Annotated in this window: 26 protein-coding genes; 14 read left to right on the top strand and 12 right to left on the bottom strand. The window is 44.6% G+C overall.

Features of this window, described 5'->3' with window-relative positions; all coding sequences use genetic code 11:
* Positions 1-77: 77 nt before the first annotated feature.
* Together MKY50_RS05415 and MKY50_RS05410 are read right to left on the bottom strand one after the other, a co-directional pair.
* Positions 78-1,337 (bottom strand): ABC transporter permease, encoded by a 1,260-nt coding sequence (locus MKY50_RS05415; protein ID WP_003244912.1) that lies wholly within the window; start codon positions 1,335-1,337, stop codon positions 78-80.
* Positions 1,330-2,226: an ABC transporter ATP-binding protein gene (locus MKY50_RS05410; RefSeq protein WP_128473765.1), complete on the bottom strand. Its 897-nt coding sequence runs from the start codon at positions 2,224-2,226 to the stop codon at positions 1,330-1,332. The genes MKY50_RS05415 and MKY50_RS05410 overlap by 8 nt, the downstream gene beginning before the upstream one ends.
* Positions 2,227-2,352: 126 nt before the next feature.
* Between MKY50_RS05410 and MKY50_RS05405 the strand changes: the two genes are divergently transcribed.
* Positions 2,353-2,538, top strand: coding sequence for a YhzD family protein (locus MKY50_RS05405; RefSeq protein WP_003233264.1), 186 nt, complete (start codon positions 2,353-2,355; stop codon positions 2,536-2,538).
* Between the two features lie 20 nt (positions 2,539-2,558).
* On the opposite strand, the gene MKY50_RS05400 is transcribed toward MKY50_RS05405, so the two are convergent.
* Complete coding sequence (locus MKY50_RS05400; RefSeq protein WP_251186873.1) at positions 2,559-3,326, bottom strand: enoyl-CoA hydratase; 768 nt, start codon at positions 3,324-3,326, stop codon at positions 2,559-2,561.
* Positions 3,327-3,491: 165 nt separating this feature from the next.
* Between MKY50_RS05400 and khtS the strand changes: the two genes are divergently transcribed.
* The 3 genes from khtS to khtU all read left to right on the top strand — a co-directional run bounded on the left by khtS (position 3,492) and on the right by khtU (position 5,615).
* Positions 3,492-3,830: a K(+)/H(+) antiporter modulator KhtS gene (gene khtS / locus MKY50_RS05395; RefSeq protein ID WP_077670575.1), complete on the top strand. Its 339-nt coding sequence runs from the start codon at positions 3,492-3,494 to the stop codon at positions 3,828-3,830.
* 63 nt (positions 3,831-3,893) lie between these two features.
* Positions 3,894-4,391: a K(+)/H(+) antiporter subunit KhtT gene (gene khtT / locus MKY50_RS05390; RefSeq protein ID WP_003233269.1), complete on the top strand. Its 498-nt coding sequence runs from the start codon at positions 3,894-3,896 to the stop codon at positions 4,389-4,391.
* A gap of 6 nt (positions 4,392-4,397) precedes the next feature.
* Positions 4,398-5,615, top strand: a complete 1,218-nt coding sequence (khtU, locus tag MKY50_RS05385; RefSeq protein ID WP_063334972.1) for a K(+)/H(+) antiporter subunit KhtU — start codon at positions 4,398-4,400, stop codon at positions 5,613-5,615.
* Between the two features lie 17 nt (positions 5,616-5,632).
* Here khtU and MKY50_RS05380 read toward each other — a convergent pair whose 3' ends face one another.
* Together MKY50_RS05380 and MKY50_RS05375 are read right to left on the bottom strand one after the other, a co-directional pair.
* On the bottom strand, positions 5,633-7,138 hold the full coding sequence (locus MKY50_RS05380; RefSeq protein WP_014479327.1) for a coproporphyrinogen III oxidase: 1,506 nt from the start codon (positions 7,136-7,138) through the stop codon (positions 5,633-5,635).
* Between the two features lie 111 nt (positions 7,139-7,249).
* Positions 7,250-8,116, bottom strand: a complete 867-nt coding sequence (locus MKY50_RS05375) for a Cof-type HAD-IIB family hydrolase (RefSeq protein WP_003233277.1) — start codon at positions 8,114-8,116, stop codon at positions 7,250-7,252.
* A 485-nt stretch (positions 8,117-8,601) separates the two neighbouring features.
* On the opposite strand from MKY50_RS05375, the gene MKY50_RS05370 reads away from it, so the two are divergent.
* Positions 8,602-9,675: a DNA alkylation repair protein gene (locus MKY50_RS05370; protein WP_015252449.1), complete on the top strand. Its 1,074-nt coding sequence runs from the start codon at positions 8,602-8,604 to the stop codon at positions 9,673-9,675.
* Between the two features lie 43 nt (positions 9,676-9,718).
* On the opposite strand, the gene MKY50_RS05365 is transcribed toward MKY50_RS05370, so the two are convergent.
* Complete coding sequence (locus MKY50_RS05365) at positions 9,719-10,072, bottom strand: YlbF family regulator (protein ID WP_003224239.1); 354 nt, start codon at positions 10,070-10,072, stop codon at positions 9,719-9,721.
* 92 nt (positions 10,073-10,164) lie between these two features.
* On the bottom strand, positions 10,165-11,298 hold the full coding sequence (locus MKY50_RS05360; RefSeq protein WP_033883048.1) for a DUF445 domain-containing protein: 1,134 nt from the start codon (positions 11,296-11,298) through the stop codon (positions 10,165-10,167).
* A 266-nt stretch (positions 11,299-11,564) separates the two neighbouring features.
* Here MKY50_RS05360 and spaC point away from each other — a divergent pair, with 266 nt between their 5' ends.
* From spaC to MKY50_RS05330, 6 genes are all read left to right on the top strand, one after another.
* The gene (gene spaC / locus MKY50_RS05355; RefSeq protein ID WP_003245845.1) at positions 11,565-12,656 is read left to right on the top strand and encodes a spore coat associated protein SpaC; all 1,092 of its coding nucleotides are present in this window, start codon (positions 11,565-11,567) and stop codon (positions 12,654-12,656) included.
* Positions 12,646-14,007, top strand: coding sequence for a spore coat associated protein YheD (yheD, locus tag MKY50_RS05350; protein ID WP_015715592.1), 1,362 nt, complete (start codon positions 12,646-12,648; stop codon positions 14,005-14,007). Before spaC ends, yheD begins: the two co-directional genes overlap by 11 nt.
* Before the next feature lie 149 nt (positions 14,008-14,156).
* Complete coding sequence (locus tag MKY50_RS05345) at positions 14,157-14,375, top strand: YheE family protein (protein WP_010886462.1); 219 nt, start codon at positions 14,157-14,159, stop codon at positions 14,373-14,375.
* A 212-nt stretch (positions 14,376-14,587) separates the two neighbouring features.
* Positions 14,588-14,791: a beta type acid-soluble spore protein SspB gene (sspB, locus tag MKY50_RS05340; RefSeq protein ID WP_003233287.1), complete on the top strand. Its 204-nt coding sequence runs from the start codon at positions 14,588-14,590 to the stop codon at positions 14,789-14,791.
* A gap of 104 nt (positions 14,792-14,895) precedes the next feature.
* Positions 14,896-15,021, top strand: coding sequence for a hypothetical protein (locus MKY50_RS05335; protein WP_003245136.1), 126 nt, complete (start codon positions 14,896-14,898; stop codon positions 15,019-15,021).
* A 38-nt stretch (positions 15,022-15,059) separates the two neighbouring features.
* A complete protein-coding gene (locus tag MKY50_RS05330) occupies positions 15,060-15,680 on the top strand; it encodes an SDR family oxidoreductase (protein WP_121591588.1) in 621 nt (206 codons plus the stop codon).
* Positions 15,681-15,729: 49 nt separating this feature from the next.
* On the opposite strand, the gene bmrD is transcribed toward MKY50_RS05330, so the two are convergent.
* From bmrD to MKY50_RS05315, 3 genes are all read right to left on the bottom strand, one after another.
* Positions 15,730-17,751 (bottom strand): multidrug resistance ABC transporter ATP-binding protein/permease BmrD, encoded by a 2,022-nt coding sequence (gene bmrD, locus MKY50_RS05325; protein ID WP_341116270.1) that lies wholly within the window; start codon positions 17,749-17,751, stop codon positions 15,730-15,732.
* Positions 17,748-19,505: a multidrug ABC transporter ATP-binding protein BmrC gene (gene bmrC / locus MKY50_RS05320; protein WP_341116269.1), complete on the bottom strand. Its 1,758-nt coding sequence runs from the start codon at positions 19,503-19,505 to the stop codon at positions 17,748-17,750. Before bmrC ends, bmrD begins: the two co-directional genes overlap by 4 nt.
* 119 nt (positions 19,506-19,624) lie before the next feature.
* Positions 19,625-19,786 (bottom strand): hypothetical protein, encoded by a 162-nt coding sequence (locus tag MKY50_RS05315; protein ID WP_010886461.1) that lies wholly within the window; start codon positions 19,784-19,786, stop codon positions 19,625-19,627.
* A 163-nt stretch (positions 19,787-19,949) separates the two neighbouring features.
* On the opposite strand from MKY50_RS05315, the gene MKY50_RS05310 reads away from it, so the two are divergent.
* Together MKY50_RS05310 and nhaC are read left to right on the top strand one after the other, a co-directional pair.
* Positions 19,950-20,450 carry a universal stress protein gene (locus MKY50_RS05310; RefSeq protein ID WP_101172523.1) on the top strand — a complete coding sequence of 167 codons (501 nt, stop codon included), beginning with the start codon at positions 19,950-19,952 and terminating at the stop codon, positions 20,448-20,450.
* A 126-nt stretch (positions 20,451-20,576) separates the two neighbouring features.
* Positions 20,577-21,938, top strand: coding sequence for a Na+/H+ antiporter NhaC (gene nhaC / locus MKY50_RS05305; protein ID WP_341116268.1), 1,362 nt, complete (start codon positions 20,577-20,579; stop codon positions 21,936-21,938).
* Between the two features lie 42 nt (positions 21,939-21,980).
* Here the strand turns inward: nhaC and dat are convergent, their stop codons facing one another.
* Positions 21,981-22,829, bottom strand: coding sequence for a D-amino-acid transaminase (dat, locus tag MKY50_RS05300; RefSeq protein WP_003233305.1), 849 nt, complete (start codon positions 22,827-22,829; stop codon positions 21,981-21,983).
* Between the two features lie 284 nt (positions 22,830-23,113).
* Here dat and MKY50_RS05295 point away from each other — a divergent pair, with 284 nt between their 5' ends.
* A complete protein-coding gene (locus tag MKY50_RS05295) occupies positions 23,114-23,962 on the top strand; it encodes a polysaccharide deacetylase family protein (RefSeq protein WP_003245705.1) in 849 nt (282 codons plus the stop codon).
* A 23-nt stretch (positions 23,963-23,985) separates the two neighbouring features.
* On the opposite strand, the gene srtN is transcribed toward MKY50_RS05295, so the two are convergent.
* Positions 23,986-24,729 (bottom strand): sirtuin NAD-dependent deacetylase, encoded by a 744-nt coding sequence (gene srtN / locus MKY50_RS05290; protein WP_003233309.1) that lies wholly within the window; start codon positions 24,727-24,729, stop codon positions 23,986-23,988.
* Positions 24,730-24,735: the final 6 nt, after the last annotated feature.

Below are 24,735 nucleotides of genomic sequence, written 5' to 3'. Positions count from 1 at the left end.
ATTTTAGCACCGAATTCTTGCGAATGCACGTTCTGTCAATAAAGAAACAGCCTGAGAATCCCCAGGCTGTTTTCCAATCAGTTTTTCGCTAAACGAAGCGCTTGTTTGATCGCTTTGAACGCGCTTGAATTGCCGTAAATTAATACACCGCCTTTATAAATTCTGGCGCCGATAACGGCCAGTATGACAATGGTGAGCAGTGTGATTCCGATTCCGACAGCCGCCTGCCAGAACGGAATATCAAGCATGCCGACGCGCAGAAACATAATCATTGGCGTAAAGAACGGAATAAACGAAGTTACCGTAATAAATCCTGCGTCAGGCGCATTCAAACCGAACATCGCGATCATAAAACCGGCGACAACCAAAAGCGTCATCGGCGTGATCGTTTGCTGCACGTCCTCTATTCTGCTGACGACACTGCCGAGAAACGCGGCGAGTGTCGCGTACAAAAAGTATCCGAGCAAAAAGAAAATGACAGCATAGATGACAGTGGTTGCAGATACGTCGGTCAAATTAAGGAATCCGCCGACAGATGAAGCCGTTTCGCTCTTTTGGTTCAGCTTAAGCGACAGAGAGCCGGCTCCTATAATAATAGCAAGCTGTGTGATCCCGACAAGCCCGATACCAAGCAGCTTTGCAAACATTTGTTGGATCGGCGGCATACTTGAGATCAGGATTTCCATAACTCGCGAAGATTTTTCGGTTGCGACCTCCATCGCTATCATGCTGGCATACATAATCACCGAAAAATAAATGACGAACAGCATAATGTAAACAAGCCCTACTGTCTGGCCAAGCTCTTCCTCAGACTTCGCCCCTTCTTTCAGCGCCTTCTGCCCCACAGTAACGGGCGCATAAAGGCTGCTGATCGTTTCCTGCGACACGCCGAGCTCCGCTGTTCCGACAGCTGTTTTGGTTTGCGTCAGCGCCTGCTGCAGCGTTTGATACGTGCTTTCATCAGAAATCGTTAACGCTTTATATGTTCCTGAAATGGTCCCTTTTTCATCTCGTTTGATGATGAGCATGCCATCAAGTGATTCATCTTTGACTTGCTTTGTGACCTCATCCTCCGATTGCTTCGACAGCTTCACATCAAGATCGCCGTCTGTATCCACCGCTTTCAGCTGCTTAGAAAAAACCGGATATAATTCGTTTGTTTCATCAACAACGGCGATTTTTTCTTTCGCATCGTCACCTTGAAACAAAGAAATGATCGACTCCAGATTCGTTACAACTAAAACAAGCAGCACCGTGATGACAGTCGAAATAATAAAGGATTTTGCCATAATCTTATTTTTGTATGTATGAGAAAGCATGATCCAAAATTTATTCATAGACGGCCCCCACCTTTTCTATAAAAATATCATGCAGTGACGGCTCTTCAAGCTCAAACTTTCTGATAAACCCTTTTCCTTGGAGCATCGCAAAAATCTCTTGAGAAATGTCTTCATTGGCAATCTGCAGCTTGACGCCGTCTGCCGTTTCCTTCCATTGAAGAATGCCTTCATGGGACTGCAAAAAGCGCAGATCGTCATCGGAGTGAATGGTAACATTCTTTTTACCGAAAGAACGCTTGATCTCCTTCAGCTTGCCTTGCACGACCGGTCTTCCTTTCTGCAATATGCAAAGGTTCTCACAAAGCTCCTCCACATGTTCCATCCGGTGGCTTGAAAATAAAATAGAAACGCCGCTGTTTTTCAGCGAGATCACAGCCTCTTTTAGCAGCTCAACATTGACAGGGTCCAAGCCGCTGAATGGTTCATCAAGAATCAGGAGCTCCGGCTTATGCAAAACTGCCGAAATGAATTGGATTTTCTGCTGATTCCCCTTTGAAAGCTCTTCCACCTTCTTATTCTCGTAATCTGTAATATTGAAGCGTTCAAGCCATGTCCCGAGCTCTTTTACAGCCTCCCGCTTCTCCATCCCTTTTAATCTGGCAAGATAGACGAGCTGATCCCTTACCTTCATTTTCGGATAAAGGCCCCGCTCTTCCGGCAAATAACCGATTTTGTTGCTGATATGATAATTCACAGGACGGCCCTTCCAGCTGATTGAGCCCTCCGTAATGCTTAATAATCCTAGGATCATGCGAAACGTCGTTGTTTTTCCCGCTCCGTTTGCGCCTAATAGACCGAACATTTGCTGTTCCGGAATATCTAAGTCCAATCCGTCAACGGCTTTATAATCTCCAAATGTCTTCGTTACGTGATCAATTGTAAGCACTGAATCTCCTCCTTCCCTGACCCATTATATACTAATTTTGGATTAAGCATAATAAAGGATTTTGATTTCCTATTTAGAATATAAATGAAGAAAGACTGATAAACCTTAAAATGGAGGAGAAACCTGATGGCTGATTATTTCCTTACCGTATTTGATCCTTCGGGGAACACGCTGGTAAACGAGCAATTCGAGGCAGAACATGAAGAAGCGGCAAAAACGCATGGTGAAGCCCTCTTAAAAGAAAAAGAGCTTCATAGTCATACTCATCGTTTAGTCAATGCAGCCGGAAAGCTGATTTTGTTTCACAGATGATCAGCTTTCCGGCTGATCTGTTACGCTTGAAACTTCGGCTCCCGTTTTTCTAAAAAGGCACGGATTCCTTCTTGGTGATCCTTGGTCCTTCTCATTCTCTCTTGGGCGCTGCGCTCAAGGAATAGCACTTTTTTCAGTTCTTCAATTTGGAGGCTTTGAAAAATAGCTTTCGTTTCGATCATCGCCAAAAGAGGGGAGGCCAACAGGGTTTCGATAATGGGTCTTGCGCCTTCGGCAGGGTCTCCGGCAAATGTCCCATCAAGAAGCCCCATATCGGCAGCTTCTGAAGTAGATAGTTTTTTTCCGCTCCAAATCAGTTTTTTCGCTTTTGCTTCACCGATTCTTTTCTTCAGCAAATAATGTCCTCCGCCGTCCGGAACAAGCCCAATGCCGATAAAATTCATCGCGAGAACGGCGTTTTTTTCAGCGAGCACAATGTCCGCACAAAGCGCCAAACTCAGGCCCAGTCCCGCAGCAGCGCCATGAATGGCTGCAATTGTCACTTTCTTCATCTGATATAAATTCAGGGTGACAGCCTCAATCGTATCCATCAGCCGTTTAAATTGATCAGGGTCATGCTCTGATGTCATCATCCTGATATCACCGCCGGCCGAAAAGCCTTTCCCGCTTCCTCTCAGGAGAACGATGAGCGCCTCGCTTGCAGCCGCCATTTCGACTGCCTCCTTCAATTCAGACAGCATCTGTTCATTCAGGGCGTGATGGGCATCAGGCCGATTCAGGATAATCTCTGCAACAGCCCCATTACATGCATATTGAACAAACTCCATATAAAGCACCTCCATGTATGCGCTTACTTTTTTTCTTTCTCCTATACATTCCCCGCCATCCTCAAATAAACCTTTTTATTTTTCAAGGTCAATAGATACTGAAAAATGCATATTGTTTGAATAGAAACATAAAGTTTTATATAGTGAAAAAGAAGGGATATCTTGATGAGAAGGGAGGAAAGGAACATGGATAAATTGCTGATCAGTTTTCTGTTAAGTTTATTTATGGTGTACTTTCCCCCTTCGGACGTGGTTCTGCCTTCTCAGTTTGAAGCAAGCACTGACAGCTATGTGCCTATGACTTCATATCCGCAGGAAACACAATCGGCAAAAACGCCGTCGCCGGGCAGCATGCACCCGGCTGAGCTGATCAAAGAGTACAGCCCGCTGGCGCAGTCTGTCAGGCAGCTCTCTGTCAAACCACTTGACGAACCGCTAATAAACAGGCTGGAAAAGGCTTTGGCCGTCCCTGTCAAATACCAGTCTAATTACCTCCGAATATAATTTGCTCAAGTTTTATTTGTAACTCACCCCATACTGCCAACACTACATTCGGAGGGATTTTCATTGAATATTAAAGAAAACGATCTGCCGGGCATCGGCAAAAAGTTTGAAATCGAAACGAGAAGCCACGAAAAAATGACGATTATCATTCATGATGACGGAAGAAGGGAAATTTACCGGTTTAATGACCGGGACCCGGATGAGCTTCTTTCAAATATTTCATTGGATGATTCTGAAGCAAGGCAAATTGCAGCTATTCTCGGAGGCATGGTCTATAAACCGCAAGCTCTGGAGTCCATCGAAATGGCCTTCAGCGATCTGATTATTGAATGGTTTAAGGTCGAAAAAGGCGCCAAATCGATCGGGCGCACACTCGGAGAGCTTGATGTCCGCCAGAATTACGATGTCACTGTGATTGCCATTATCAAACACAACCAGGAAAAGCTCCTAAATCCCGGAGCCGATTCGATTATTGAAGAAAATGACACCCTTGTCCTCTCAGGTGAGAGAAAGCATCTGAAGAAACTGATTCACGATTTTCTTTCTGGAGAGGGCGTGTGAGCCCCGATGGACCATCTTGTATTTGAAGTCGGAACTGCACTTGTGCTTGTGGCAATCGCCAGTGTGATCGCCAATAAAATTAAATTTTCGATTATTCCGTTTCTGATTGTGCTGGGAATGCTTGTTGGACCGCACGCGCCGAAAATAGGGATTATTGATCTAACATTTATTCAAAGCAGTGAAATCATCGAGTTTTTCGGGCGAATGGGCGTACTGTTCCTCCTCTTCTATCTCGGACTCGAATTCTCTGTCGGGAAGTTAATCAAATCAGGAAAATCAATCGCGGTCGGCGGAACGATTTATATTTTGATTAACTTCAGCCTCGGACTGCTTTACGGGTTTATCACCGGATTTTCCTTTCTGGAAGTCCTCATCCTCGCAGGCGTCATCACAATCTCGTCAAGTGCGATTGTCGCAAAAGTGCTCGTTGATTTAAAAAGGACCGCCAATCCGGAAACCGAATTGATTCTCGGCATCATCATGTTTGAAGATATTTTCCTTGCCGTATATCTGTCCGTTGTTTCCGGGCTTGTGCTAGGTGATGCGACATCCGTAGGGAGTGCGCTCTTGTCCATTTTGATCGCCTTCGGTTATATGCTGCTGTTTTTTATCGCAGCAAGAAAACTCCCGCCGCTGTTGAACAAACTGTTGGACATTCGCTCAAACGAAGTGTTTATTATCGTCATTTTCGCAGCACTCTTTTTTATCGCCGGGTTTTCAGAGACGATTCATGTAGCAGAAGCAATCGGCGCGCTGCTGCTCGGTTTGGTCTTTTCAGAAACAGAGCATTCCGATAGGATTGAACACCTCGTCGTTCCGTTTCGCGACTTCTTCGGTGCGATGTTCTTTTTCAGCTTCGGCCTCAGCATCGATCCGTTTTCGCTTGGTGAAGCGGTTTGGCTTGCGTTGGGTGCAGTGATTTTGACCATTCTGGGAAATTTTATCGCCGGAATGGTGGCAGGACGACGCGCAGGGCTTTCTCATAAGGCTTCATCGAATATCGGGCTGACGATCGTATCGCGGGGAGAATTTTCGATTATCGTTGCGAATCTCGGAATAGCCGGCGGACTGTCAGCCACTTTAAAGCCGTTTGCCGCATTATATGTCCTCATTCTGGCGATTTTGGGACCGCTTGTCACAAAGGAATCAAAACGAATTTACCGCTTGCTGAACAAGGTATTTAAATGGAAGCCTGAGGTTCAGCCCGCAAAAAAACAGGGATAAAAAAAGCAGCACTGTAATCAGTGCTGCTTTGTCGTCTTTTCAAAAATCTGCTCTAAATATTTGATTTTTTCGTCCGTGTAGTGCTCGAAGCGCTCATTGTACGATTTTGGATCTTTCGGATTCGCAAAATGCGTGATTTTCCCTGTATCCCGATCAATAAATTTACTAGCAGCGCCGCAGCCGATTCCGATAATCGTCTGCACCTCTTCCATAATCATAATGTTGTAGATGCTTTCTTGTCCCGGCAAAGAGTATCCGACGTTTTCAAGGTTTCCAAGAATGTTTTTCTGGCGGTATAAATAATAAGGTACGTACCCATGCTCTTTCGTCCAGGCTACCGCGTCTTCCATCATTTGAGAAACCTCTTCTCTGCCGGCAACTTTGTACTTATGCTTGTTTCTCGTCATTTCTGACGCCCGTTTAAATGAAAGAGTATGAACGGTAAGGGATTCCGGCATCAGTTTTTCTGTTTCTGAAAGACTGTGCCTAAACTCCTTCACGCCTTCCCCAGGCAAACCAATAATCAAGTCCATGTTGATATTATTCATGCCGTGCTGGCGTGACAGATGATATTTCTCAATGGTCTCTTCAACCGTATGGTGCCGCCCGATCGCCTTTAGCGTTTCGTTTTCGTAGGATTGCGGATTGATGCTGATCCGATCAATGTCATATTTGTTTAAAACGGCGAGTTTTTCTTCTGTAATCGTGTCAGGACGACCGGCCTCCACCGTAATCTCACGAATGTTTTTCACATCCGGGAAGGAGCGGACCATTTCTTCATACAGCAGATCCATCTCCTCCGCTGTAATGCTTGTCGGCGTCCCGCCGCCAAAGTAAATGGTTGTAACCTTAACATCATGCTCCTTCAGCCATTCACCGATTTTCTGCATTTCGTAATGCAGTCCCCATAGGAATGAGCCGACTCTGCCTGCCTGTCCCTGGATGGCATACGCAGGGAATGTGCAATACGCGCATTTTGTCGGGCAGAACGGAATGCCGATATAAATGCTGACTTCATCCTTTACTCGGTACAAATCCGGCACTGCCGCCAGCTGACGATCAACAATTTCCTGCATTAGCATGATTTTTTCATCATGAATTAAATAGTCTTTTTTCAACTCAGCATGCGCTTGCTCCTTGGACATTCCGCTTTGCAGTTTTTTATGAAGCAGCTTTGTGGGCCGGATTCCTGTGAGGATTCCCCACTTCTGCGTAATGCCCGTATGCGCCTGAAGAAGATTGAGATACACATAAGAAATTGTGTTTTTCACTTGCTTAAAAGCTTCTTTTTCATTCATGCCGGGAGAAAAGAATTTTGTATGCTGTTCCTTTATGCCAGTTCCCTTCACTTCTCCCGAAACCGTCACATGCTCATCCGTTTGTGACAACGCTAAAGAAATGACAAAATCTGCGGGCTCCTCTCCGCCATACGCAAGCTCGCACTCTTCATAAAACAAATTTGCAATATTTTGCAGAGGCCGATGCAGGCGGTCATCATGTATGCCTTCTATTTTAATTTGCAACTTCATCACCTAATTTATCAGATTCAAAACTTTCTTTAGTGTACAGAAATAAACTGCTAAAATCAATCCGGCAAAAAAGCCGCCGCACCTGTCAGGGTGCGAGCGGCTTATTTACACACGTTTCATGTGGAACTTATCAAGAAATCCTTTTCGCTGCTGCATTCGGAAATATTCCTTCATCATATAAGCGACACCTTGCTCGTCATTGGACCTTGTAACCCAATCTGCCTTTCTCTTAATTTCCGGAACGGCATTCCCCATCGCTACCCCAAGACCGGCAAGTTCGATCATCGGCAGATCGTCATACTGATGCCCAATGGCCACGACATCATCCATACTCAGGCCCAGCTCTGAAGCGACGAGGGCCAAACCCGCTTCCTTCGAGACACCCTTCGGGACGATATTCAGTTTCTCATCGTTTACGCGAATCACGTCCACCGCAGGGAAGGCTTTTGTAATCGTTTCTGTAATGTCATGCTGAATGTCGTGCTCCGTGTACACCTCGATGACGGGTGCACTCACCGGCTCATCCATGAGGAGATCGCTTAATGATTCAACGAACTGGACTGGATAAAAGATCGGGTCAGACGGATGAATGAGTGCTTTCCCTAATAAATTCGAATTCACCTTTTTCTTGTTTCCGATGGAATACTTTTCGTGAAGAAGCCGAATATTGCATTGATAGCTCTCCAGCACTTGAACAATGTTAAAGGTATGATCATCAGAAATTCTTTTTTCAAAAAACGGGGCGTCAATTTTCTCAGCGATATATGCCCCGCTATGGGTGATCAGCTTGGCATCAAGCTTTAGCGATTTCGCTATTTTCTGTGCTGAGCGAAAATGACGGTTGGTCACAAGTGTGACGTAAATCCCTTTTTTCTTTACATATTCAATCGCGTCTTTCGTTGCCTGATGAATCTTCCCGTTCGACCGAAGCAGCGCTCCATCTATATTTAAGGCAAGCAATTGTTTTGACACAGAGATGTCCCCCTCCTTGATGACTGTACTTGTGTATAGGATATGACCCTGTCTCTGTGTTTAGAACAACCTTTTCTTAAAGCAAAAAAAGCCTGGCTCAGCAGACTTTATGTATGGCTTGTTGATAGGATACGATCGAAGCAGCCATTCTCCCTAATATCGTTATTTCGATTTACGAAAAATCATGTATCAGGAACCCCTTGTTTGACCAATGATGCGCTCCGAACACTTACTCTCTGTTGCTTATCCCCTCTATATAACGGCATGATATGCGACCGTATCCATTTGAAATAGGTAAGTGTAGGCGCTTTCAATGTTATTATCTCAGTTTTCTTTTCCGATGACAAGGGTTTTTTTAACTAAAAAAAGTAACCAACTTTTGTATATCCGTGGTAGGATCAGTTGTTAATTTTTAGGACTATACACTTGATCCAGAACGTACATTCCCATACAATATAAATAATAAACGAAAAAGCGGTGTTTATATGGCTGATTTAAAAGAAATATATAATGAAGAACTGATATCTCAGTTGATCCATCATGTAAGGTCATCCTATCCTGATTTTAACAAAAACAGATTCTTGGATACTTTACGGCTGGAGGACTGGCCTGAACTCACTTTAAAAGAGCGGATGCGCCGCGTGACAGTTTCTTTATACGAAACTTTGCCAAAACAATACGTTGAAGCGCTCACAATTTTACGGGATACAGCCCCTCATTTTAAAGGACTCAGCGGAATTTTATTTCCAGATTATGTGGAACAGTACGGGTTAGCGCATTGGGAAGAATCAATAAAGGCATTGGAATACTTTACGCAATATTCGACCTCAGAATTTGCTGTAAGGCCTTTTTTGCTGTTAGATCAAGAAAAGATGATTGCACAATTGCTTGCATGGTCTGAGCATAAAAATGAACACGTGAGAAGACTTGCGAGCGAAGGCAGCAGGCCCCGCCTGCCATGGGGAAAATCGATACCGGCTTTGAAATCGGACCCTTCCCCCGTATTGCCGATCCTTGAGAAGCTGATGCAGGACGAGTCTTTATATGTAAGAAAAAGCGTGGCCAACAACCTTAATGATATATCAAAAACGCATCCTCATTTACTGAGAAAAGTCGCAGATCAATGGTACGGAACACATCCCCATACAGACTGGATTATCAAACACGCCTATCGGACCTTATTAAAAAAGGGTGATAAACAGGCCTTAGCGCTTTTTGGTTATGAAAATGCTGATTCGATACAACTACATGATTTAACATGCCAGCCCAAACGTATAGTTATTGGCGAAAGCCTTGAATTTTCTTTCTATATTCATTCAGACAGGGATCAAAAAGTAAGAATTGAGTACGCAATTGATTTTGTAAAAGCAAGAGGCCAGCGTCATCAGAAAGTATTTAAAATAACAGAAACAAATATACGAAAAAACGAAACGAAGTCATACACAAGAATCCAATCCTTTAAGGATTTAACCACCAGAAAGCATTACAAAGGAATTCATACATTATCAGTCATCATCAATGGAGAGGTAAAAGATTCATTGGATTTCCAAGTTTGCTGAGTGAATAAAAAATCCCTTCTTATCCAAGAAGGGATTTTGCTTATTAGCCTTCAACACTGCCGTAAAGCTCTTCTAAAGGCTTCATAATGATTTTGTTCAATTCACCAATCAGCATGCTCATGCGCTGCTCCGCTTCCATCAGCTGAGAAATTTTTTCGTGCTGCTGTACAAGCGCAACTGTTTTTTGAGCCTGCGTCACTTCTTCTTGTGTAATCTCTTCTCCTGCCATTTGTTTTTGCTGGAGTCTAAGCTGTACATCACGGAAGTTTTCGAACATGCGCTTCGCTGATTCATCTGCGTTAACTTCGTCGTAAAGGTTTTTTAAACGGGTGAATTCTTCGCTCCCGCGTAATGCATTTTCCAGATCATACGCTACATCATAAAAATTAACAGCCATTGTAAATAGCTCCTTTCATCATTGCCGTTTGACATACCACTCCACTATAACAGACTATGGAGCTCCTTTCATTAATCAAAAACCATTTCTTCTTAAAAAAGGATGACAAACAATGCTTGAATCGCGCCTATAATTCCGCCGAGAAGGCCCCCCAAATAGGTAATCATTTTAAATTCTTTTTTTGAAATGGACAGCACCATTTCTTCAAGACGCTCCACCGGGAACTGATCCACCTGCTCCTTGACGATTTCCTCAAGACGCAACCGTTTTAAGACACTTTCAAGGTTGGACGAAATCCCTTCAAGCAATTTGTCTAACAGTGCCGGCAGCATTTGCTGGGTCAGCTCAGATTCATAGCGGACGGTAAGCGTGCCAATCGTATTGTCGAAGAAAGGGGCAGTCGAAAATGCTTGCAGCATTCTTCGTTTCAAACTGAAAATGAGCGCCTTTGCATTCCATTTTTCGTCTGCTTCATTAAACGTATACTCCCTCAGCTTGCCCCATTCGTTTTTTAAGAGATCAGAAAGCAATTTATTTGTTTCCTCATTGCGCAAGAATTTCAGCAGCTCCGGCAGCACGCGATCCGCAAGGCTTGAATTGCCAAGAAACATTTGCACCATGCTTCCAAGCATGCCGCGCTCTTTTAAAAAGTCATCAATCATATTGCCAAGACGGATTTTTCCTTCATCACTTTCAAAATAACGGACACTCCGTGACAATATATATCCTGAAATCATCGGAATTTTTTCCTCAAGCTTTTCCTGCACCTCTATAGGCACCAGCTCTTTTAACGATTGATCCCCGTATTGGCGGAAAAGCTCATTCAGCTTATCATCGGTCCAGCTGCTGATCCATGCATCAGCAGCTTTTTCTGGGCGCTTCATCCCGGCTTTTTCAAGCGCTTCTTTTACTGTCACTTCAGAAAGTGACAGCTTTTGAATCAGCTGTTCCCCCACGCGAAGAGCCTGCGTTTTGGCTGCATCAGAGACGAGCCGCTTTTTAATGCCTTCAGGGGTTAAGAGATGATTGACTACCATCAGTCCCATTTGTTTTGCAAGCTCATCTCGCCGTCTTGGAATCAGCCCGGGCGTAAAAGGAACTCGCTTCCCAAACAAATAGTACGCTTTATACGGCCTAAACAGCATTTGAATTGCTAAATGATTGGTCACCGCCCCAATGGCAGCGCCGATCACGATCATAAAAATAAAGGTTCCTGCAATACCCATTCCTATTCATCTTCCTCCATCTGTGCTTCAGCTTTTTTCATATAGATTATGTACCTATACGTATTATAGAGGCTCATGCAATCACTTAGCAAACGAGGAGACAAATTCCTGTTCTTAGAAAATCAGCTTGTTCTTTTGGAATAGGGCAAGGTGGAGAATCGTATTCTGTAAAGTAGAATACCGTCAGCTGCGTTCGTCTTACATGTATTTAGTGTAAAGCTGCGGACACCCGCCGGCAGCTTTTGAATAAAAGGGGGAGTCTCACCATGATAACACTCGGTTTTATGTCCTTATCCCGCCAGCATGAAGCGGATTATTCCGCAGAACTGGCCAAAAGAGCACCCGAATTCGGCATACGTTTCATCCGGTTTACACCATTTGATATTTCACCTGACACTTTGCGTGTCAAAGCATCGGTCTATCATTCGGCCAGCAGCACATGGAACGAAACTGAAATGGCGATTCCAGATTATATTTATGATCGCTGTTTTTACGGCAAGGATTCACATTCCCAAAAAGCAAAACCAATCGTTGAGTGGCTCAAAAAATATCCGAAAACGGAATTTATCGGGCGGGGTCTTCCCGATAAGTGGACCGTCCTTCACGATTTGCAGCAGCACTCTGTAATCAATCCCTATATTCCCGAAACGATAAAGGTGAGCCGCTACGAACAAATTCACTCCTTTTTATCCAAAGAAAAAGCCTGCATCCTTAAACCGGCATTTGGCGCGGGAGGCAGAGGCGTGATTCTTTTGAAGCTGGGCAAGAAAAACATCACTGCTACTTATCACATCGGAAAGGATAAGCAGACAAAAACGTTTTCCAACCAGACTTCTTTTAAAACATGGTGCAAAAAAGTGCTTCAGCATCAATATTTGCTTCAGCCTTACTTAAACATTCAAGATAAGGAACAATACCCTTGTGATATTCGTCTGTTTATGGAAAAAAACGAAGCAGGTGAATGGAATACAGTCGGAAAGGCAGTAAGACGCGGATACAAACACGGGCTGCTGGCCAATTTGTCAGGCGGATCTGATGCGCTGACATTTGACTCCTGGTTTGAAGATATACCGAAAAAACAGCAAGTGGTCTTACTAGATGATGTGTTTTCGATTACCCAATCGGTTCCGTATTATCTTGACGAGCGCTATGGGCCGTTGTTTGAACTCGGTCTTGATATATGTCTTGCTAAGGACGGGAGAATTTGGATTTTAGATATCAATTCCAAACCAGGCAGAAAGTCAATCCTGCGTGTCTCTCCCGAGCAAAAAGAACAGCTGTACACTTGTCCCCTAAAGCGCTGCCAATATCTGTTTTCTGAGCAAAGCCAGAAAGGAGTTCTTCCGCGTGAATCCTAAACGGTTTTTGATCGGCATAGACAAAACCAGTGAAAATACCCTGTTTCTGCCCTCTTCGCTGAAGCAAGACGGACTTTTGCATGCTGCATTCGGAACGAAGGTTGTCAGATGCCACGTTGCTTACAGACGGCATCTGGAACAAACCGTGCTTCTCTCTGAAAATCTGTTTCATGAGCTTTTGCTTCCCCACCGAAGCAGGGCAGATATACTGATTCATGATCATACAGTGCATATCGGGCCGTTAGTCGGCATCTTTACGGCAGGGTTTACTGTATCTCTTGAACGCCCATTTAAGGATCGTTCCCTCTTTTTTTCTAAGCTTGTCACGTTACACGAGCAAGCCGGGGGCTACTGCTTCGTTTTTGGCGCGCACCAAATCAATTGGGAGGAAGGCACGATTGAAGGCCTCCTTTACAGGGAAAACGGCTGGGAGAAAAAAATCGTTCCATTGCCGAACGTCGTTTATGACCGTTTGCCGAACCGAAAAATTGAAGATTCACTTCTCTTGCAACATACAAAAAAGAGGCTGATCGATGAATATCAGATCCCATGGTTTAATAAAACGTTTTTCAATAAATGGAACGTTCATCAATTGCTCGAAAAAGATCCAAGAACGGCACCCTTTTTGCCTAGATCCGAGCTGACACCGTCTGTGGAGCTGATAGATGAGCTCTGTGGCGCATACAAAAAAGTCTATATCAAACCGGCAAATGGAGCACTCGGCACCGGCATTTATCAGCTGACAAGAACAGATGGCGGCCTGACGGTAAAGCATACGAATGACGCCAAAACTTTTACATCAATTGATTATTCCGATGCCGCCTCATTCCTTGCAGAATTTCAAAAACATCACAACCCGTCCGACTTTCTCATTCAGCAAGGTGTTGATCTCATCGAATTTCAAGGCAAACCAGCGGATTTCCGTGTCCATACCAATAAAAACAGAAAAGGAAAATGGACAGTGACAGCAATCGCCGTAAAAATTTCCGGAAAGAACAGCATTACAACACATCTTTCTAACGGCGGCACTGTAAAGACACTTGCGGAAGTATACGATGATCCCGCTGAAAGAGTTGAGGTCATTAAAAAGCTTTCTGCAGCGGCACTGACTGCAAGCCATGTCCTTCATGATCATATCGAGGGGTTTATCGGGGAGATTGGTTTCGATTTTGGCATTGATCAGAACGGTAAAGTATGGATGTTTGAAGCGAATTCGCGCCCGGGCCGAAGCATTTTTTCTCATCCAAATTTGCATCATGTTGATTCTCTTACAAAACGAAGAAGCTTTGAATACGCGTCATATTTATCTGAGAAGGCAATCATATCTCCTGAAGCATTGTGGCCTTCGTAACCTGTCCGCTTTTTTAATAAAGCGGGCTTATCTTTATCCAAGGCTGGGACAAACTGCATATTAAGGCCTCTTCAATGATGTTCTGGAACAATGATACAATGAACATAAGCCGTTTATATTCAGGTCAATTGATACCAAATGTAAGGAGCGTGGCCGTAATGATTTCTCATTTCAGCTGGAAACCTTTGTTCCCAAAAGAAAAGCTGCCCGGATGGAAAATTTCATTTTATTATAAAGGGACCCATTATGAAGGCATCTATCATAAGAGCGGTGAGATTGAATGGGGAGACTTGTTTCCCGCCCGCGCTGACGAGCCTGCTCTTACAAACGAGATACATGAACTGATGCTTTTTCATATTTATGACTAGCTTAGCCGCCTAAACGGCTAAGCTTTTTTTCTTTCTCAAGATTTACCACACAATTCTCCGCATGAGTTTCCGGACATTTTAACATAATACGTAGTAACAAGCCGGCAAAGCATTGGGTTACGCCGAGGCGGCAGTGACACCCGAGAAGGGTTCACAGATTGGTGCAACTCCAGTTAACCCAACCATACTAAACAAAAAAGGAGATTTTACACATGGCTAACCAAAACTCTTCAAATGACTTACTAGTTCCTGGCGCAGCTCAGGCTATCGATCAAATGAAACTTGAAATCGCTTCTGAATTCGGCGTTAACCTTGGAGCGGACACAACTTCTCGCGCTAACGGTTCTGTCGGAGGAGAAATTACAAAACGTTTAGTATCTTTCGCTCAACAGCAAATGGGCGGCAGAGTTCAATAACAATTCAATATATGGCTATAGAGGGCGCGGTTTCCGCGCTCTCTTTATTTTGTCACCCTTTTTTCCTGCTCCACATATCCTAGAAAAAAAGGGAGGGAATCGGGGTGTCATTCATCACCATTGTGAATTGGGAGCTGGTTCAGTTCGTAAGTGTATCCATGATTCATGAATATGTTTCCCATCGTTCTGTTTATTTGTACAGGTATTCTTTCCCGCGCTGTTCAAACTGAGAACATCCTTTTATAATGAAAGGCGAGGAGGTTTTTTGATGAAAATCGCTTTATTAGGAGCCAGCGGCCGCGTCGGACAAGCCTTTTTAACACAAGCTGCAGCAGATGAAAGATTTGATATTTTCGCTCTGATCAGATCTCAACATGCTGATCTTCCCCTTTCAAAAGACAGAACCGTCATGGGGAACGCCCGCCGCTTAGAAGATGTGAAAAAAATAATGGAGAATGCTGAAATCGTGATCAGCTGTCTAGGCACAGATGGTGATGATACCTTGTCAACTGCTATGGCACACATTCTCTCCACTATGGAGGAACAGCATATCAAACGGCTTATTACGATCGGCACCGCAGGGATCCTAGATTCCCGATATGAACCGGGAAAATACCGGTTTGAAACAAATGAATCGAAACGAAAGCAGACCCGCGCAGCCAAGGAGCATGCAAAAGTATACGAAATGCTTAAAGAATCATCATTAGACTGGACAATCATCTGCCCCACTTACCTCCCGGACGGAACAGCAACCGGCGTTTATCGTACGGAGCGTAACGTTTTGCCTGAGGGCGGCACAAGCATTTCGGTCGGCGATACTGCGGACTTTTTATATCGTGAGCTCGTTACAGGTAAGCATGTCGGATACCGTGTCGGACTGGCTTATTGACTACATAAACCAAAAACCCAAAACACAATTGTTTTGGGTTTTTTGAGCATTATGCAATGGAATGTTTCTGTCCCTTTTGCAGTTCATACATTTGATAATATTGGCCTTCTAATGCCATCAATTCCTCGTGGTTCCCTCTCTCAACAATTTCTCCTTTATCAAGAACCAAAATCTGATCAGCATTTCTGATTGTTGAAAGCCGGTGAGCGATGACGAAGGTGGTGCGTCCTTGTTTGACGACATCAAGCGCTTTCTGGATTACGGCCTCTGTCTCTGTATCAATATGCGCCGTTGCCTCATCTAAAATCAAGATCGCGGGATCAAACGCCAAAGCTCTAGCGAAAGAAATTAACTGCCGCTCTCCAGAGGATAGCGTGCTGCCTTTTTCAATCACGGGCTCATTAATGCCCCTCGGAAGCTTCTTAAGAAGAGGCTCAGCACCGACTTGCCACAGTGCATTTTTTATTTCTTCTTCAGTCATTCTTTCGTCATCCAGACTTACGTTAGATCCGATTGTACCCGAGAATAAGTACGGGTCCTGAAGCACAATGCCCATATGGGATCTGAGTTCCTGTCTTGACATGTTGTAAATGCTTCTCCCATCAATCAGAATATCCCCTTTTTGCGCATCATAAAAACGAAACAGAAGATTCAAAATCGAGCTTTTTCCTGATCCGGTATGGCCGACGAGCGCTACGGTTTCGCCTTTTTGCGCAGTAAAGGAAATATGCTTTAATACCTCTTCACCTTCTTGATACGCAAATGACACATCACGAAATTCAACCCGCCCCAGCGCGCGCTCATTCGCCAATTCACCCGCTTCTTCCGTATTCTTTTCTTCAAGCAATTCAAAAACACGCCCGGCGGAGACCCTTGCAAGCTCCAGCTTTGAAAACTGATTGACGATGCCTGTGATCGGCTGAAATAACCGGTTCAAATAATCGACAAACGCGTACAGCACACCGATAGAAACAATCCCGGCCGCATTCAGGCTCGCACCGCCAAAATGCCAGATCAGACAGACGAACGCAAGATTGCGGATGACATTGACCAGATTATGGGACATTAAGGAGTTTAAATTCAGCATCCTGTTTTGGAAATAAAAATGTGATTCATTTAATTCCTCAAATTCTCTCATTGTTTCCTTTTGATGGCGGAAAGCCTGAATAATGGTCATGCCTTGAATTGACTCATTCATTTTTGCGTTAATGTCACTGTTGATCGAGCGGATTTTTTGGTTGTAATATGACGCATATCTCCGGTATATGACCGACCACAGCCAGATAATCGGCACAATTGCCAGACATACAAACGCAAGCTTCACATCAAGCAGAAACAAAGCCGTGAATATCCCGAACATATAGATTCCGCTTGTCACAAATGTTGAAAGCACTGTGACATATAAATCCCTGATAGCCTCCGTATCATTGGTAATCCGCGCAACGACTTTTCCGGCCGGAAGGTTGTCAAAATAGCGAATCGGCATTTTCTGTATGTGCGAAAACACGTCCTGCCTCATCTTTTGAATAATCCGATTGGCGCTCATCTGCAGCAGATAATGCTGTCCGTATTGAAAGAATACCGAAAACACAAGCAAGCCCCCATACAGGCAGATCAGAAACACCATTCCCTTTATTTCCGGCTGATAGAACTGGAAAAGTTCCTGCTTAGTCAGCTTTTCGGCAGCATATGCCCGGCTCTTGTCTCCGTTTGTGATCGTCAGCTTCCCGTCAGAAACCGTTCTATTCCCGTCGAAGCTGACAGCCTGATCAACAAAATAGAATGCCATTCCCACTTGATAAATATGCGCTTCTTTTGCTTTTGAAACAGGCTCCTGCAATCGGTCCTCTCTGACATATGAGACGCCGTGAAACTGAACGGCATTTTTATCTTTTTCCGCAGCTTCATACCATGTTTTCTCAATGCCGAGGATATGGTCGTCTATCATTTTTTTGCCAATAAAGGGCCCAGTCAGTTCTGCACCGACGGCAACAGCTAGCAAAAGGACGGCTGTGATCAGCAATTTTCGATAAAGAAGTGCGTATCTCCATAACGTTTTTCCTATTTTCATGCCCCTGCTCCCCCTTCTTCCGCAGTGAACAGCTGCTGTCTTTCATATTGTTCCCGGTACCACCCATTATTGGCCAGCAGTTCTTGATGCGTGCCACTCTCAGCAATGACGCCGCCGTCCATCACAAGGATCAGGTCAGCGTGCTCTACCGCGGATAATCGGTGCGTCAAAATAAATGTCGTTTTTCCTTTGCGGTTTTCTCTGATGTTCTTGATAATTGCAGCCTCTGTTTTGGCATCTACAGCGGAAAGCGAATCATCCAGGATCAAGATTTCCGGATTCGCCATGAGTGCTCTCGCAATCGAAATTCTTTGTTTCTGCCCGCCTGACAGTGCCACGCCTTTTTCACCGACCATTGTCTCCAGACCGGACGGAAGCATGTGCAAATCTTTTTCAAAATGTGCTTCGGCAATCGCTTGCTGAACCTCTTTATCAGTTGCATCCTGTTTTCCGTATAAAATATTTTCTTTTACAGTCCGTGAAAACAGTAAATGATCCTGCGGCACATATCCGATCCACCCGCGGAGCCGGTCAAGAGGGATTTGCTGAATCGGTACGCCTGAAAATGTAATGCTCCCTTCACCTGGAGGGTACTGGCGCAAAAGCTGCTTAATAATTGTCGTTTTTCCGCTCCCGGTTTTACCGGCAATCCCGACAGTCTGCCCTTTTCGCACCGTAAATGAAATATCCTGAAGATTGTCACTTGTTGAGCTTGGATATGTAAAGCTGACATGACTGAAAACGATATCTCCAGGCTCTTTAAGATCAGCGGGCTGTTTTGGATCTGTCACATCCGTTTCATAAGAAAGAGTTTCATTTACCCGATCTAATGACGCATTGCCGCGTTGCATCACATTAATGAGTTCACCGATTGCAAACATCGGCCAAATCATCATGCCGAGATAAACGTTAAAGGACACTAACTCTCCAAGCGTCAGCTCGTTCCGGAATACAAGAAACGCTCCGTAGCCGAGCCCAATCAGATAGCTTGCGCCGACAAGCAGTTTCACCGTCGGCTCAAACAGTGAATCAATAAAAGCCACTTTCATATTTTTCTGATAAACATCAGCGGTCATTTCATTAAACCGGCGAACATCGTTTGTTTCCTGAACATACGCGCGAATCACCCGCACGCCTGAAACAGATTCCAGCACTCTGTCATTCAGCGCCCCGAACGCGTTTTGGGCCTCAGTAAACCGCTCATGAATTTTACTTCCATATAGACTGATTGCAATCGCCATGACTGGAAGCGGGATAATGGCGGCGAAGGTCAGCTTCCAGCTGATCAAAAACCCCATCGTCAAAAAGATCGTCATCATAAACATCGTAGAATCGACTAACGTCAAGATGCCAAACCCTGTCGTTAAACTGACGGCCTGAAGATCATTTGTCCCTCGTGCCATTAAATCGCCTGTCCGGTTTTTTTCATAAAACGGCGGCGACATAGTCAGCAAATGCCCCATCAGCTTCGTACGAAGAATTTTCTCCATCAGATTCGCTCCGCCAAACAGCTGATGCATCCAAAAATAAGACAAGATATACACTGCCGCCGTCAGCACAAAAAAGATACCGATATAAAACAGCAGCCCTTCCGCAGTAAACGCCCCTGCTTTCATATCATCTATGGCGTTCCCCAAGAGCTTAGGCGGAAACATTTCAATGACATTGACTGCTAATAAAAGGACAATCGCAATCGTATAGCGCAGCCAGTACGCCTTAAAAAACCAGCCAAGCTTTTTCAAAACTGAAAACATCTATCCCCATCTCCTTATCAGCCGCCTTCTATTTTTTCCTTGCAGCTTTTTTCATCCAGTTTGGCACGAACAGCCCTCGCCTCTGTATTTGTCTTCACATCCCATACACCTGTCTTTCCTTAGATTTTGTATATAAAAAAGGCATGAAGCGTCAGCTCCATGCCTTTTTTAACCGATATGTTACGCACAGCGCTTTTCAGCGCGCGGTCCGACCTAAAAAACCGTTCACGAAAACAGAACAAAAGGTTTGCCGCGCCAATATGAAACTGTTTGATAAACACGCAAATTCCTTGGCATAGCAAACCCTCCTTCCATTCTGATTTCATCTTTTTATCATCATATAAACAAAACCTTTTATTGTCAATCATTACTTGAATAGGAAAAGGTTAATTGTGCTCAAATTCGGGTAGTAGTGTTGTAAGACGCTTTGAAAGGGTGAGAAGGATGTTCCATGCTGACCGTATCATCGTTGCGTTTGACGGAAGTGAAAATAGTAAGAAAGCGCTTCAGACAGCCATTGATCTTGCTAAAACCGTAAATGCCGCTATTACCGTCGCCCATTCACATGATATGAAAGACAATCAGACCGTCATCGACCCGCCCAGACCCGCAGCTGAGGCAAGCTATATCAGCGGAGGCATGACAAGTGTTCCTGATCCGCTGATATCGGATGTAACATCACCTGAGACAATGATCTATGAAGACCGTACGGAAGAAGTCATCGCCGAAGCCAGAATGATGCTTAATGAACAGCAGGCAGATGGAGATATCGATATATTAGAAGGCGATCCGGCTGAATCAATTATCGAGCATGCAAACCGCATTTCTGCCGATATGATCGTAACCGGAAGCAGAGACCAAAACAGGCTGAAAAAGCTAATATTCGGAAGTGTAAGTGAAAAGCTTTCAGCGAAATCGGATATACCCGTCCTGATTGTAAAGTGAGCACGCCCTGTGCTCACTTCTTTTATATTCATAATTGTGAAAAAACATAGATTTTCGTTTTTTTCTGTTATAATGCTTTCGTGCCCAAAAGCACAAAAGCATTAAAGATAAATATGGGGTGTTATTTTGGATTCTCAAAAAAAGCTGACGTTTCCGTTAGCCGTCGGTTTATTTATATTGATGTTATGCATTATTATTTCTTGCTTATTCTTGCTTCATGTAGAACCTCATATCCCGCTGTTTTTAAGTGTTGTCATGCTTTCAGCAGCAGCTTTATGGTTTGGATTTTCCTGGAAGAGTATTGAAAAAGGGATTGTAGACGGGATCAAAAACGGCGTACAGCCGATTATTGTTCTAGCGCTGATCGGCATCTTAATCGGCGCCTGGATGTACAGCGGCGCAATACCGACTGTGACAGTTTATGCCCTATCCTTTATTGAACCAAGCCACCTTCTGTTGACTGCTTTGTTTTCATGTATGATCATCAGCACACTTGTTGGCTCAAGCCTGACAACTGTAAGCACAATCGGAGTAGCGCTGATCGGCGTGGCGAGCGCGGCTAGCGTTCCGCTTGAATGGACAGCAGGCGCAGTCATATGCGGCGCTTGTTTTGGGGATAAAATGTCGCCGATGTCGGACACAACCAACTTTGCAGCCGGAATAGGCGAAATACCAATCTTTGAACACATTCGCCATATGATGGGCACAACCATTCCAGCTTTGCTCATCACTGTCGTTCTGTTTTACTTTCTCGGTTCATCAGTGTCAGCGGACGCTGCTTCAACCGATAATATTCAGCAGGTCATAACCGGAATAAAAGATGCTGCAAACGTGACACCGTGGGCCCTTCTTTCTCCGCTCTTAGTCGTTTTGCTGGCAATGAAACGGGTATCAGTAATCCCCGTTCTGACTGCCGGAATTATTTCCTCGGGAATTTTGACTGCTATTTTTGTACCCGACAGCAGCCTGCAGGCGTTTATGACAGCTTTACAAAATGGCACAACTTTCGAAACTGACAATGAGGCAGCCGCTAAAATTATTAACAGAGGCGGACTGCAATCCATGATGGGCTCTGTCTCTCTCATTATGATTGCTTTTGCACTCGGCGGATTGATGGAGAAAATCGGATTGATTTCTGCACTATTGGAAGGCGTCATGAAAGGCATCCGCTCAAAAGGCCGTCTTGTTGCAGCAACTGTCTGCTCAAGCATCGGCGTCAACTTGGCAACGGGCGAACAGTATTTATCGATATTAATACCGGGACAATCATTTAAATCTTTATATGACAAACGAAACATCCAGCGAAAATTTCTGACAAGATCATTAGAGGACGGCGGAACATTAATTAACCCATTGATTCCTTGGGGCGTCAGCGGCGCATTTATGGCGAGCGCACTTGGTGTTCCAGTCATAGACTACATCCCATTTACGTTCTTCCTCTATATATCGCCAATGATCTCCATTTTGATTGGATTTGTTAAAAAATAAAAAGAGCCCCGCTGTAAAAAGCGGGCTCTTTTCTTCGTTCATTTATGAAATGCTAGCAGCCTGTTGAATGCTTTCTTGAAAAGCAGCCTGAAGCTGTTTGGTCACCGGTCCGGGTTTCCCGCTTCCGATCGATTGTCCATCGAGCGTCACGACCGGAATAATTTCTGCCGTCGTTGACGAAATAAAGATCTCTTCCGCCTGTTTCAACTCTTCTTCACTGACAGGAGTCTCATCCAGTTTGATCCCATTCTTCTCAATCAGTCCTAAAATATTCATCCGTGTAATTCCATTGAGAATGAGCCGATTAGCCGGATGTGTTCGCACTGTGCCGTTGATAACGGCATAAACGTTAGAGGATGTACCCTCCGTAACAACGCCGTCCCTAAGTAAAATGGCTTCAAATGCTCCGGCTTCATAGGCCCTTTGCTTCGTCATGACATTATACAGTAAATTCAGACTTTTGATATCACATCTTAACCAGCGAAGATCCTCATCTGTAATGGCCGCCACTCCGTATGCCTGCTCTTGCTCCGGTTTTTTCACCGTAAACGTATAGGCAGTAGTCTGCGGCTCGAGGCCGGCTTCATACTGGTGTTTTCGCGGGGCCACACCTCTTGTTGTCTGAATGTATACCGCTCCCTCACTGACCGCATTTTCCTGTACAAGCTTTTGCAGGTCCCACTCGAGATCTTCTATACTGAATGGCAGTGAAATTCCGATTTCAGCAGCACTTCTGAAAAAACGCTCTGCATGCTCACGTAAGCCGAACAATACTCCTTTGTACACCCTGATCACTTCATAGATGCCGTCACCAAACTGATAACCGCGATCTTCCAAATCGATTGATGCTTCACTGCGCCCAATCAGCCGGCCATTGACTAAAACCTTCATAAAAGCCCTCCCTTTTCGAGATGTCCCTGATGTCATTCAAGCTGTCATTATCACTAATTCTACCATATTGGACAAGCTGAAAAACAGAAAGATCAAGAGATCTATAGCGGAAAGGAGTTTATTTTTTCCTTAAAATCTGACATTTCGACAAATTTTCTATGTGCTTTCCAGTTTTATTCCTGTATACTTGACTGGTAATACATAGGTTGTAAACATAAGGCATCTTCATAAGCTGCCTGCTGTACAGCATTATGTAGAGATTTTATGCCAATGGAGAGATTGTTATGCGACAAACGAGAGGAGAGGCTTCTCCTTCTGCAGTTTCGCTTGCTTTTAAATTTGCAAGTTTAGCAGTTTTATGTGTGCTGCTTTTGCTTATGGTGATTTTGGGTTATTCCAACAGTTCAACGAAAGCAAAGGAAGTCACTGTCACAACAAACGGCCAGCTTCGAGATGAGAAGGAAAGCCTTAAGCTGAAAAACGACTCCCCCGATCTCCTGATAAAACATCTGCAGACAAAGCAGAACATGGGAGATAAAACGGTTTACTTAACCTTCGACGACGGCCCTTCAGCCGTTACAACCCGCTTGCTCGACGTACTGAAAAGCGCTGATGTAAAAGCGACGTTTTTTATGCTGTCACCGCGGATGAACGAATTCAAGCAGGCTGTGAAAAGAGCAGAAAAGGAAGGCCACGCACTCGGTTTACATGGCGTTACCCACAATAACAGATTGTTCTATCAAACACCGACATCTCCGCTAAAAGAAATGCAGGAGGCGCGTGACACGCTGCAGGACATTACAGGATATAAAACCGATCTTGTCAGAACGCCATACGGAAGCAAGCCGTCACTAACCGCCTCACAAATTCGCAATCTGGAGAAAGATGGGTTTGTGTACTGGGATTGGACGATCGACAGCATGGACTGGAAATACCGGAATTCACAGTATGTGACCGCCGTATTACAGCAGCTTGAGAATATGGAACACAGCTCTTCAAGCCGCCCAAATGTAATTCTCATGCATGATCTTCCTGCTACTGTAAATGCGCTGCCGGTACTAATCAATAAATTAAAAGAAAAAGGCTATTCCTTCGGAGTGTTAGAGGACACAATGGTTCCTGTTCATGAATAAAAAAGTGAGGCGCATAAAGCGGCTCACTTTTTCATGCCCAAACTTCGGGCAAACTCGCCGATTTTTTGATGGATGACCATGTCAAACAAGCTGTCGCAATACGTTGGTTCAAGGTTTATGATGACTTTCTTCATGCCGGGAATCAGGCTTGCATCCTCAGGCACAAATCTAGCCGGAGCCACTTCGAGAGACGTGCCGATAACCAATAAAAGATCTGCTTGATCCAGCTTTTCATAAAGGGTGTCAAAGTGCATGACGGCATCGCCAAAGAGAACAACATCGGTTTTTAATACCGTTCCGCAAATGTCCCCATTGTTTCCGGCCGCCGTGCACTCCGGCACCTCCCGCTCCAGCAAATGGGGAAGATCATATCGGGCGCCGCATGCCGGACAAGCTGCTGTCTGGATAGAACCATGCAGTTCGTACACATGCCTGCTCCCCGCTTTTTTATGAAGACCGTCAATGTTTTGCGTGAAAATATCGACCTGCTTCCCTTGCTTCTCCAGCTCAGCTAAAAGCAAATGGCCTTCATTCGGTTCAAAGCTGCCGCTCATTTTCATCTGGAACAATTCTTTGAATTTGGGCCAAAACAGACGCGGATAACTTAAAAAATAATCAAGGCTCATCGCTTCCATTCTTGAGGCATCCTCCGTCCAAATGCCCCCTGCTGAACGAAAGTCGGGGATCCCTGATTCTGTGCTCATTCCCGCTCCGGTCAGCACAACAATTCTCTGTGCTTCATGTAGAATACTTTTGAATGTTTCCAACTCAAC

Origin of the sequence: Bacillus sp. FSL R7-0685, from assembly GCF_038002425.1 — a bacterium.
GTDB classification, from domain to species: domain Bacteria; phylum Bacillota; class Bacilli; order Bacillales; family Bacillaceae; genus Bacillus; species Bacillus subtilis.
Note: the sequence above shows the minus strand (reverse complement) of the source record. Positions and strands in the feature narration are given on the sequence as shown.